This window comes from Polaribacter sp. Asnod1-A03 (assembly GCF_045063585.1).
Lineage (GTDB): Bacteria > Bacteroidota > Bacteroidia > Flavobacteriales > Flavobacteriaceae > Polaribacter.
Map to the genome: position 1 here is coordinate 1,029,474 of NZ_JBEFOE010000009.1, position 13,092 is coordinate 1,042,565.

The following is a 13,092-nucleotide window of genomic DNA, read 5'->3' on the forward strand; positions in this document are numbered from 1 at the left end:
ATAATTATTTTTCTAATGAATATTCTATTTCTACAATTGTTCCATCTTCTCTAAAAGACATTTTTTCAAAACAAGCTGACCTTTTATGAAAAGAGCCATCATTTACATCTCCTCTATGATAAAAGAAATACCATTCATTTTTAAACTCAATTGCAGACGTATGATTTGGAGCATCTGGTGCATTTGATGCTAAATGCCCTTTTAACGTAGCATATTGTGGTAAAGGATTATCTGCCATCCAATATTTAGTTACAGGACCAACTCTAGCACTAAAATAATAAATATCATTTCTTTTAAAAACATGCACAGCTTCACTTACGGTTTCTTCACTTAATCGAATCCAAGGCCCATCAAGTTCAGTCATATTACTTTTTAATTTTGCTCCCATAATATGAGCTCCCTTTTCTCCAATATTTACCTTATGATCATTTCCATAAATATAAGCTTGTCCATCATCATCAACAAAAACTGTAGGATCAAAAATTGTTGTTATTTTTTCTGTAACTGCTTCTTCCCAAGGACCAATTGGTGTTTTACTTTTAGATACACCAATATGTGTTTTATCAAACGGAAAATAGAAATAATACCAACCGTCTTTATAAGCAACATCGGGTGCATTCATCTGTCCGCTTGCCCAACTATATTTTCTAGGTTCAAGAACAACTCCATGATTAACCCATGTTTTCAAATCTGATGACTCTAAAATTACATAATCTTGCATGGTTTTATAAGAAACAGCGTCTTCTACATCTCTAGAACAATACACATAAACTTTACCGTTATAAACTTCGGCAGCAGGGTCTGCAGCATACACAAATCCACTATCATTTTTACTTAAAATTGGATTTTGAGCATTTAAACAACTCGCCCATACTAAACAAAGAGCAAGACTTACAATTCTAATTAATGTATTTTTAAATATATTTTTCATTTTATTTATTAATATCCAGTTACCTTACTGTCTATTGCAATTAATTCTTCTCCTTGTAAACCGAATTTAGCTTCTATAACTCTTGGTTTATCACTTGGTCTATATTTAATTGTTATAGGGTGTAAACCCTTTTTTAAAGCTATTTTTCCGTAACGTTTTCTAGGTCCGTGCCAACCGCTGTTATCTACAACCATTTCTTTTCCTATAAATAATTCATCTCCTCCATCAGAACGTGTTTCAAACTCATAAACACCATCTTTTTCTGCTTTAAAATACCCTTGATATACTACAGAGAATCTCTTTTTATCTTTTAAATCACCTAATGCAATGCTATCTACTTTTGTAAAATTGGTAGTTTTAGGTATTTTTATATCTGATACTTCTTTACGTTTACCCTTTAATACCCATTGTTTTAATCCTTTTTCTTTAATGGTTACATTTACAGGTTCTGTATATTCTTTATGAAGTATTTTTGTTGATTTTAAATCGTTATAAATATCTCCTCTATAAGCGCGTGCCTTAATTTCGATAGTATCGTTTACCACAAACGGTGCATCATATTTTAAAGATTCTTTTGTTGGTATACTTCCATCTAAAGTGTAATATATTTCTGTTCCTTCTAACTCATAAGCTAAATCTAAACTTATGGCTGTTTCATCTACAAATGCGATTTCCTTATCTAAACCTTTTACAGCTGGCACATAATAATAAACACCTAAAGCATCTAATCTGTTATATTGCTTTTCTACATTATTATTAAAAATTTCGAAATCTTTATTTTCTTTAGACGCCCATGCATTTTCTGCTACTGCTAACATTCTTGGAAATGCTTGGTATTGTAAACGCTTATAACTCGGAATCCTTTCTGACCATAAATTGGCTTGAATACCTAACACATTAGCTTCTTCTTCTGTTGTAAAATCTGCAGGAATTGGCTCGTAATTATAAACTCTTTCTAACGTTGTACCTTCATTTAAATAATCAAAATAATAAGCTGCGGTTGTAGTTACCACTACTCCGTTTCCATTTTCTGCTGCAATTTTAGGCGAATTAGGAAACCAGTTTCTCCACCACATTACATTGGCACTTTTTGTTAAACCACCTGTAACAATTTCATCCCAACCCATAAATTTCTTTCCTTTAGATTGTAAAAACTGTTCTATATCTCTGTTAAAATGAGATTGTAACTCGTGTTCATCTTTTAAACCATGTTCTTTTATGGCTTTTTGGCAATGAGGACATACTTCCCATGAGGCTATATTTACTTCATCTCCTCCAATATGCACAAATTCTGACGGAAATAAACCTACCACTTCAGCCAAAATATTTTTCATAAACTCGTAAGTAGTTTCTTTACCTAAACAAGTTGGATATGTAAACACCGTATCCCAACCAGATTCTCCATTACAAGATAAAAATGGGTAGTTATCTATAGCCGATTTAAAATGACCTGGCATATCTATTTCTGGAATTACTGTAATACATCTATCATCTGCATATGCAACAATTTCTTTAATTTGTTCTTGTGTAAAGAAACCTCCGTATTTACGTTCTCCATCAACTTCTTTAAAATTTGATTCATCTATAGCAAATAATTTATTTTCTACAGATTTATCCATACAGATTGTATCTTGGTTGTTTGGTGTTCTCCAAGCTCCTTTTTCTGTTAGTAAAGGATATTTTTTTATTTCAATTCTCCAACCCTGATCATCTGTTAAATGCATATGATATGTATTTAACTTATACAAAGCCATGTTGTCTAAAAAGTCTTTTACTTCATCAATATTAAAAAAATGACGACTAAAATCCATGTGCATTCCTCTCCACTGAAAACGAGGTTCATCTTCTATCGTTACAGATGGCACAAACCAATCTATAGACACTTTTTCTTTACTTTCTATTTCTGTAGGTAGTAATTGACGAATACTTTGTACGGCATTAAAAAACCCATTTTCTTCTGATGCTTTTGCGTGAATTGAAGTTGGACTTACCTCTAACTTATACGCTCCTTCTTTTAAACCTTCTATTTTTTCAAAAACTATAGCATCTTCTACCTTATTATCTACTACTTCTAAATTAAAACCAGCTGCTTTATTAAATAACCCTGTTAAATAATTAACTGCCTTTTCTTGTGTTTTATCTTGAAAAACAATTTTAGTATCTTCTTCAACTTTAAAAGAGCCTTTATCTATCTGAATACTTGATGGTTTAGGGAGTATCGATATTTCTTCTTCTTTAAAAGAAGGATTCGGCTGTATACATGATACTAAAAGTATTGTTAGTAATATTAAGGTTATGTACTTTTTCATTCTTTATTAAGTAAGTAGTTTATTTATATTTATTTGCTTCTAATTATCTGTTATTTTTAACCTCTTTCTGGATCTAAAGCTATATTTTTCTCTACAGCTTCATCAAAACTTTTAAGAATTGAATTCGGTAATTTTGCCTTTACTTTCCATTCTTTACTCCCTAAAACTCCTGCCTTAGAATAATCAAATGGTTGAAAATTTATCTTTTTATAAATTTTTTTATTCTTGAATCTAAAATCGGCTTCTAAAGGATTTTTAAAATTAGGATTGATTAAAAAACTATTTTTATCTAAACCTATTTTTTGCCATTCTTTAAAAGTATGTTTATTAAAATCATATGCTTCTCCACTTTCATTCCAATAAATATTGTAATCAACATCTGCTATTACTTTATCCCAAGCTCCTTTAGCAACCATCCCTTTATTAAACAAAATAATATTATTGGTAAACGTAAATGATTTATGCTTTTCTGCAACTGTACATTGCATTTGATACTTTTTTGCATAAGCCAAAATATTGTTCGTTGCTATGTTTCCTTTTCCATAATTTTGTTGAAATCCACCTGTTTTTGTATTATACACTAAATTGTTTTTAAACACAATTCCGGTAGATCCTTCATCTGCATACATGCCCCATCCACCGTAAGAAAATGAATGTATATGATGAATTAAATTATTTTCGACCACCGTACCTTCAGAAGCTCCCAAGGTATAAATAGCTGCCATATCGCTTAACAAATCCCAACCAATATGATGAATATGATTATAAGAAATCGTATTTCTTTTCGCTAAACTTGGTTTATAACCCCAAACCCAACCTACAGAAATTCCTGTGTAATAAAAGTTACCAATATCGTTGTGTATTACCTTACTATCAGAACTGTGACCTACCCAAACTCCTACAGCAGCAGGAAACTCTTGCCCACCTGCCTGAATTATATTATTTTTTACTGTATTATGATGTGCATGTTCTTTTCCTTCTAAAGCTTTAAAATCACCCAAGTAAACACCACCGCCTCCAAGATTATGCATATAGAATTTTTCTACTACAGAATTACTTACTCCTTTACCAAACCAAAGAGCATGTTGCCCTGTCTTAGAAATTTCTCCGTCAGAAAATTTGATGTTTTTTGCTCCTTTAACATCAATTGCTGCATTTAGTATTGCTGCTGCTTGGTTAGGTTCTGAACCTGTAGATGGAATTTTATAATGGCAATACTCAAAATTTAAACCTTCAAAACTAATATTTTCTACATAATCATTATTAGAAGCATTTCCTTTTATAGAAACTAATTGTTCTAATACAGGTGCTATTACAGTTGTATTCTCTAATGTTTCTCCTTCTCTGGGAATGTAATATAAAATTCCTTTTTTACTTAAAAACCATTCCCCTGCAGCATCTAAAGCTGCCTTATAATTTTCAAGTACTATTCTTCCTCCTTTTTTTAAGGCATTCCAAGGTTTCATTCCTTTACCAGAAGTAGTAATAGATAAACTGTCTTTATTTACCTCATCAATGTGTCTTAGCGTATAATCCCATTTATGGTAGGCTTTAAATCTTACTTGAGAGATTTCATCACTGTTTATTTTAGATAATTCTATGGATGTTTCTCTTTTAAAAAACAATTTTTGTTCTGCCTTTTCTGCGACTCTAGAAGTTCCTTGTTTCCAAATATTTTGAGTCACTTTTGTCAACTCTAAAAAACCTTTATTAGGTGTTCTTGCCAACGTTGCTCTTTTACCATTTACATACAATTGATCAAATTGCCAATTGTAATATACACTTTCAGGAATTTTAACTTGCCAAATTCCATTTGCGTTTACAGAAAAACCTTTGATAATTTTCCCTCCACTAAAAACTGGTTTAGCTCCTTTTTCTGCTTTGTAAATTATTGGATATTTTTTTGTTCCACTGTCTTCTGATGTTAACTCAAAAGATTCTTTCATAAAATAATTTCCGTCTTTTATTACAACTGTGTAAGACTGGATATTTTTAGATGTTTTTTTATGATTTCTAATAGCATTACGAGCTCCTGTTAAACTAGCAAGAGGCTGATCTAGAGAACCCGTACTGGTATTATTACCGCTTGGTGATACATAAAATTTTATTTGTGCATTTAGCGGTAAGTAACAAATCAAAAAAATAAAAATTGGGGGTATTTTTCTCATTAGTTCTAATTCGTTTTATTTGTTTGCTTTAAAAACTGTTCTTCTGTAGCTAAGCCCATCATATTATTTTTTCGCTTTTTTAAACGTTCTACAGCTTTATCTAAAAAGGTAGGATTAACATCTGTAGGTAAACCTTTTATTTTTGTATAAGTTGGATTGTCATCCGTATTAGGAAGATGATCTACTATGGTTTTAAAATCATTTAAAACCTTTTCCATTTCAGTTTCATCAATCAAGTTATTCTCTTCATACGGATCATTTTCCAGATCATACAATCTATATATTTGTTGTAAAGTATCTATATAAACTTTGTGTTTTTCATCTCTTAGTACACGATCTCTAAATCCTATTGCGTTTACCAACCAACCTTCTTTATTCACATGCCCAGGTAAACCTCCCATAGAAAGTATAAATTCACGCTCACTTTTAGTAGATTTTTCTTTTAATACATTCGCAAAAGAATGGCCGTCTAAGCTTTTATCAATATTTTTAACACCTGCTAAATCTAATAATGTAGGGAATATATCTGTAAAATCTACCAAAGCATCTGTTTCAAAATGTTTACTATCTGGTGTTTTTACTATAAAAGGTGCATTAATTCCGTTTTCTGTAAGATATGCTTTTCCACCTCTTACATATTTTCCATTTCGTTTACCAATAATAGATGGAGAAGTACCATTGTCTGTTGTAAATATTAAATAAGTATTATCTGCCAAACCTGTTTTTTCTAAATTATCAAAGATTTTACCAATGATAAAATCCGTGTAACGCACCATAGCTTTGTGCTTTTGGTACTTTGTTTTTACATTAGGTTCATTTGGTGTGTGTACAAAAGGAGAATGTGTTAATACCATTGGATAATATATGCAGAATGGATTTTCTTTATTCTTATTCATAAAATCAATCACAAAATCAGAGAAAATATCTGGTCCAAATTTACCCTCGTAGGTTTTACTTCCTTCTTTCGTTATAATATAAGGATCCCAATATCTGTTTTCACTTGGTTTGTTACCAGATTCATAACCTGTCCACATACAAAATTCATCAAAACCTGCTTTTTGTATTGCATTAGGTTCAATACGGAAATCGTTAATTTGCCATTTTCCTGCAATACATGTTGTATAACCTGCTTGTTTTAATGATTTGGCAAAACTTGGATTTTTATCAGCATCAAAATTTGCTCCTAATCCCCAACGTGGCACATCATAATGATTTACCCAACCATTATTATATGGATATTGACCTGTTATTAATGCAACACGACTTGGTGTACATTGTGGCATAGAATATACGTTATTAAACTTTGCACTTTTAGACACCATATCGTCTATAACAGGTGTGTTTATTTCTGTAGCTCCATAACTCGTAAACCATTCTTTACCTAAATCATCTACCATGATAAAAATAAAATTTGGCTTTTTATTCTCTACTTTTTCTTCTTTAGGTTTACAAGAAAAAACACTACCCAACACAACTATTAGTATTAATGTTTTTTTTATGAAACTCTGAATCAAATCACTCATTTAAATATTAATTTTTATATTGAATATCTCCTTTGTCTAAACTCCAATCATTTCCAAAAAAACCAGCAGCTTCTACTCCATCTATTCCTTCTTTATATAGTGATGGAGTAAAAATCATCACATCCGGAATTCCAACTCCTGATGAGAAGTATTTATTAGGAGTTACCACTTTAAAACCTGTAATTCCTGTTCCAGAAACCACTCCTACAGAAGCCATTTTACTATCTATTCTTGAATACGTAAAATACACTCCATAATTTGCACCTTTATAAGTTTTATCTCCAATTTTAACTTGGTTTCTTTTTATTTGAACAGGACTGTTAGATAATAATAGTTTCCATGCTCTATTTGTAGTTGAATTTCCATACAGAATTACAGATCTGTCTTTATATTTGGACAATTTAAACTCTTTATCAGACACAATATCTATAGCCCCATTTCCTCTGTAATAAAACGTTTCAGCATCAAAACGCGCCTTGTTAAATGCCCAATCATTTTCTTGTTTACTTCCTTTTGTACTATAAACAAAAACCATATTATGCTTAAAGGCTTCTTTAAAATTACCATATCTTAATGGGTTTTTCTGAAAATTATCTACTGGCTTTTCTGTTAACACCCAAGTATCATTTTGCTTTTCAAACCAAACATCGTTTTGTTTAGATGCTTTTACATTCTTAAAAGAAGTACTATCAATTTTTACATGAATAGAATCTGATGTAGTTGCGTGTGCCAAATTCAGTTTAAACTTTTTTAAGTTTTCTGTTTCTACAACAATAGATCTGTTTTTTAAAATTTCTCCTTTTTTTATTTGTTTTTCTGTACGTACATTTTGACTCACTTTTACTCTACTAAACTCAAATTGTTTTTCTTGCTGATACAAAGTAATATATCTACTTTCTGATGAAATTCCTGGATTAGCTGTTCTAAATTCAAATGTTTTTACATCTCCATTATCAGGAATTGTATGCCATTTAAAGTAATCGAAAATCGTTTTAAAATCAATACCAAACCAATGCTTTTTATCTGGATATTCTAAATAGGCAAAATCAGGATGATAATCTCCTAAGTAATCTCTCATAAACCTAGCTTGATCTACAGGAACCACATTATCTGCATCTCCATGCTGAATATAAACACCATGTTGCAAATAATTTTTAGCTAATTCTAATGTATAACTAGCATGGCTAGACCTATTAAAAATTCTTTCTAATGGCTCTGCATCTTCGTTTTTATCCTTATTTGCGTAAGAAAATAAAGAATACCATCCAGAAATAGGAGCAATTGCTGCCCACTTACTAGGAAAAGTAACTCCTATTTGCCAAGTTCCATGACCTCCCATAGAATGACCTGTTAAATAAGTTCTTTTAGGATCTGTGTCGTACATTTTTTCTGCAATAGCTTGTACTTCCATCGCATCCCAACGCCCCCAATCTTCCCAATCGAAACCAAAATTTCTACGATTGGTTGGTGCAATTACATGTCCCCAATCTTTTGCTTTATATTCAGCAGCTTGTCTTCTAGCCTCTACACTTGCACCATGTAAAGACAAAAACATTGCTGGTTTATCTTCTATTTTTATATCTCCTTCTTTTACAGAAAAATATTGAACACTTCCATCTATATCAGAGATGAAAGTTCTAGAATAAAATTGTTTAGGTGTTTTTACTTTGTAGAGAACTGAAGATTCGTCAATTAATTTATTCCCTTTAAATAACTGTACTTGTACTCTTATAGTATCTTTTTTCGTATAAGTATCTTGCACCAAATAAGGTACTTTCCTCATAGATAAAGGAATTATAGAAGGTACTTTAGTTTCTAACTTTTGTCCGTTAGCTTCGGTAACAATTTTAAGATCTTTTAGTGTTTTTAATGATGAATTTAAAATACGGATAGATCCTATTTTGGTATCTTTTTCAGTTGTTAAAAAGTCAGGAATCGTCATGTCTCTTTTCATCAAAAAGATTGGTTTTTCAACAGATAACAACTGCATAAAAACCTCTCCTCTTCCTCCTTTAACAAAAAAAGTGTTTTCTCCTTTTTTTAATTCTACAGGATGAAAAGTAAGGTGTTTGTTATAAACATCTCCTCCACGAGGAACTCCATTTACATATACTTCTTCATGACCAGAGATTTCTAAAATTTTAATTTCTGCTTTAGGAGAATTATAAGTTATATAAAGGTAACCACCTCTTAATTTTCTATTTTTAAAAATACCTTTATTATTTAAAGATATTTCTTTCCAACGCTCTGTCTCTCCTCTTCTATTTACTCCAACCGAATCATTTTCTACAATATTTATAGTACTTTCTGTAACCCATTTATAGTACATGGGATCTGTGTAAATAATAGAACGTGTTCCTTTAGCAACAGACCCAACTACCAATCCTTTTTTTAAGGAAATGGTATCTTGGGCCTGTATATTTATACTAAAAAAAAAAACGATTAATAAAATTCCTACTCTACTAATAGTTCTCATTGTATCTTATCTAATAGTTAATTTTATAATTCCATCTATTGAAGTATCAAAATCTTCTCCTGGATATAAGAATAATCCTTCTTTAACTTTTTTGAATTTTATCTTTTTACCGTCAAATAAGCTTGCCGATTTTACTTTACCTTCAAACCCAGAAACAAAAATGTAAGGCTCATTTGTACTTTCTAAAACATGTACATAAAGCGTATTGTCTTTCTTAGTAACTGTACCCCAAGTTTGAGATTTTACTTCATTACCTCTTGTACCATAAATACTTTCTCCATATTTACTTGTCCAATCACCAATTTCGCCTAAGGTTTTAACAAATTCTGGTTGAATTTTACCATTTGGCATAGGACCTACATTTAATAATAAGTTTCCGTTTTTACCAGCAGCATTTACTAAAAAGTGAATTAATTTTTTAGTAGACTTAAACTTTTTGTCATAAATACTATATCCCCATTTACCTGCCATAGTTGCACAAGACTCTAATGGTAATTGACTTACTTGTACTCCATCACTATAACCTCCATGATTTTCTCCTGGTAAGTCACGCTCAAAAGTTTGAATATCATCTCCTGGTATTGGTTGTATATGATGATTATTTGCAATTAATGTATTAGGACTTAGTTTGTGGATTAAAGAGTAAATTTCATCATACTTCCAATCTGCTTCTTTTTGATCCCAATGTCCATCAAACCAAATACATCCAATCTCACCGTAATTAGTTAATAACTCTGTAAGTTGTGATTTCATAAAATTAACATACTTTGTCCAAGCTGCTGCATCTCCTTTTTTTCCATTCTTATAATCATCGCGTCTCCAATCTAACAAAGAATAATAAAAATTTAATTTGATTCCTTCTTTTTTACAAGCTTCTGCTAATTCTTTTAAAGGATCTTTTCCGTAAGGTGTTGCATCAACAATATTAAAATCACTTGCATCCGTATCAAACATGCTAAAACTATCGTGATGACGAGTAGTTATTGTTATATACTTCATACCCGCATCTTTAGCTAACTTCACCCATTCTTCTGCATTAAATTCTTCTGGATCAAAAAAGTCTGCTAACCTTCCGTAGTTATCGGCTTTAATTTTCTTTAATAACATAACCCATTCTCCATCTGCTAAAACACTATAAATCCCCCAATGAATAAACATCCCAAACTTCATATCCTGAAACTCTTTACGAGCTTCTAAGTTTCCTTCTGTAGGTGTATATTGTGGCATTGGATAAGAATATTGCTTTTGCGCATTTACCACAGTTATTGTTAAAATTAATACGGTTAGAAAAAATAATTTCTTCATCTTTTATTGTTCTTTTATATTTTGGTTAATCTATTTTTGGTTCTGGCCCCATTTCCATCTCTAGAAGTCCACCTTTTGTAATCTCATCGTGTGTAATGTAAAATCTATCTAATGGTTTATCATTTAGTTTGATAGATTGGATATATATATTTTCTTTTGAATTGTTATTTGCTACAATTTTAAATGTTTTACCCGAATAATATTTTTTATCCAGCTTAATTACAACATCCTTAAAAACTGGACTGGTTATTTGATATTTATTATCTCCAGGACTTATAGGGTGAATTCCAATTGAAGCTAAAACATACCATGCAGACATTTGCCCAACATCCTCATTTCCGCATAAGCCGAAAGCATCGGTTCCGTAGGCATCACTACATATAGTTCGTGTATATTTTTGAGTTAAATGTGGCACTCCAGCTTCGTTTAACATAAATGGCACATGATGAACTGGTTCATTAGGGTGATTGTAATAATTGTTCCAAAGAAAATCTTCTGGTGTATTATCGAAGAAAGAAACCAATTCATTTTTAAAAGCTTCTTCACCTCCCATGAGTTCTTTCAATCCATCAATATCATGTGGCACAAACCAACCTTGTTGGTATGGATTACTTTCAATACAACCTTGGCCATGTTTTGTTTTTCCTTCCCATGGTAACCAAGTCCCAGAACTATCTTTGGCTCTAAACCAATTAACCTCATCGTTCCAGATGTTTTTATAGTTCTTACTACGTTTTAAATACTTTTCTGCAATATCACTTTTTCCTAAAGATTTGGCCATAGTTGCTAAACACCAATCGGAATAGGCATATTCTAAGGTTTTTGATATATGCTTATTTGAATATCCCAACTCACCATTTCCTGTATTATTAACTGTATTTAATGAATACTGAAATGCTTTTTCAACATCGTAATTACGGATGCCTTTTTGGTATGCATCGTTAATTACAGAAACTGCTGGATTACCTAACATAACTCCTGAATACGAGTTTAGCATTTCCCAACGTGGTAAATATTCACGACCGCTAAATTCTGCCATTTGTAATAATGAATTGATTTCATCATTAACCAACTCTGGATTAATTATAGTCTGAAGAGGGAATTGTGATCTAAACACATCCCAACCACTAAAAATAGTTCGATATGTAAAATCTTTCGATTGGTGTACTTTTTTATCAGCACCTATATAATTTCCGTTTACATCAGAAAAAGCACGCGGATCGATTAAGGTATGATAAAGCGACGTATAGAAAACTGTTTTTTCATCGTCTGTACCACCTTCAACTTTTATATTTTCAATGGCTTTACTCCAACTATCACGAGCTTCTTCTCTTGTTTTATCGAAATCCCAATGGTTAATATCGTGCTCTAAATTTTCTTTAGCGCCCGCAACACTAACAAATGAAATTCCGCTTTTTAATAATACTTCTTCTCCTTCTTTAGTATCGAAGTTTGTATAAAAGCCTAAATGCTTGCCTTGCAATTCCGTTTTATCTGTATAAATTTTTGCGTTTTTAATAGCATCTTGGTAATTATCTTTTCTTATCCAACGCATTTTACGCTTTACATCTGGCAAATCGGCACTCCAAATTCCATAATCTTTTAAAGGCTTACTAAACTGACAATAGAAATACACCACATAATCTGCATTACCAGCGCCAGCTCCCCAACCACCACCTTCTGGCGGACATTTCATCCAACCTTCAATCGTGTTTTCGTTTACTATTTTTATGTATTGCTCGGTTGATGTTCCACCAACACGACGCGCTAAATCTATTTGTACACGAGAGCTATCACTTTCTGGATATGTAAAACGAATAATTCCCGCTCTAGCGGACGATGTTAATTCTGCTTTAACCTTATAATCTTCTAACGTTACGGCATAATAACCAGCTTCTGTAGTTTCTGTATCATGAGAATATCTAGATCGATAACCGCTTTCAGGATCTTTAGAAACGCCTCTGTTGGTTTGTAATTTTCCAACAGTTGGTGTTACTAGAAAGTTTCCTAAATCACCAAACCAACCAATACCACTCATGTGTGTAAAACTAAAACCTTCCATGGTTGAATGCTCATACGAATATCCTGGACCATTATCGCCATCTGAAACTGTATCTGGGCTTAATTGCACTAAACCAAATGGTGTTGCCGAACCGGGAAATGTTTTACCAAAACCGTGAGCATCTTTAGATTTTTTACCATAAGTTACCGCCCCAATAATTGGATTGATATAATCTACGGGTTGCTTGCCTTCTTCTACATCTACAACTTCTTTTGTTTTTGAAGATGAACAACCTACAGCTAATAATACGCTTAGTATTAAACAGAAATAAACCGATGTTCTCATATTTTTTATTCTCATATTTTTCGCTGTAATCTT

At 31.8% G+C, this 13,092-nt stretch carries 7 protein-coding genes; all 7 read right to left on the minus strand.

Features of this window, described 5'->3' with window-relative positions; translation table 11 throughout:
* Nucleotides 1-4 precede the first annotated feature (4 nt).
* Genes ACJJVY_RS05045 through ACJJVY_RS05075 form a run of 7 tightly spaced genes read right to left on the minus strand, consistent with a single transcriptional unit; the run spans nucleotide 5 to nucleotide 13,059 of the window.
* The gene (locus tag ACJJVY_RS05045) at nucleotides 5-931 is read right to left on the minus strand and encodes a family 43 glycosylhydrolase (protein ID WP_405605816.1); all 927 of its coding nucleotides are present in this window, start codon (nucleotides 929-931) and stop codon (nucleotides 5-7) included.
* A gap of 8 nt (nucleotides 932-939) precedes the next feature.
* Nucleotides 940-3,240, minus strand: a complete 2,301-nt coding sequence (locus ACJJVY_RS05050) for a family 20 glycosylhydrolase (protein ID WP_405605818.1) — start codon at nucleotides 3,238-3,240, stop codon at nucleotides 940-942.
* Between the two features lie 56 nt (nucleotides 3,241-3,296).
* The gene (locus tag ACJJVY_RS05055) at nucleotides 3,297-5,378 is read right to left on the minus strand and encodes a right-handed parallel beta-helix repeat-containing protein (RefSeq protein WP_405605820.1); all 2,082 of its coding nucleotides are present in this window, start codon (nucleotides 5,376-5,378) and stop codon (nucleotides 3,297-3,299) included.
* 35 nt (nucleotides 5,379-5,413) lie between these two features.
* A complete protein-coding gene (locus ACJJVY_RS05060; protein ID WP_405605822.1) occupies nucleotides 5,414-6,931 on the minus strand; it encodes a sulfatase-like hydrolase/transferase in 1,518 nt (505 codons plus the stop codon).
* 7 nt (nucleotides 6,932-6,938) lie between these two features.
* A complete protein-coding gene (locus ACJJVY_RS05065; RefSeq protein WP_405605824.1) occupies nucleotides 6,939-9,407 on the minus strand; it encodes a prolyl oligopeptidase family serine peptidase in 2,469 nt (822 codons plus the stop codon).
* A gap of 6 nt (nucleotides 9,408-9,413) precedes the next feature.
* Nucleotides 9,414-10,712 carry an alpha-L-fucosidase gene (locus ACJJVY_RS05070; protein ID WP_405605826.1) on the minus strand — a complete coding sequence of 433 codons (1,299 nt, stop codon included), beginning with the start codon at nucleotides 10,710-10,712 and terminating at the stop codon, nucleotides 9,414-9,416.
* A 25-nt stretch (nucleotides 10,713-10,737) separates the two neighbouring features.
* Nucleotides 10,738-13,059, minus strand: a complete 2,322-nt coding sequence (locus tag ACJJVY_RS05075; protein ID WP_405605828.1) for a GH92 family glycosyl hydrolase — start codon at nucleotides 13,057-13,059, stop codon at nucleotides 10,738-10,740.
* Nucleotides 13,060-13,092 lie beyond the last annotated feature (33 nt).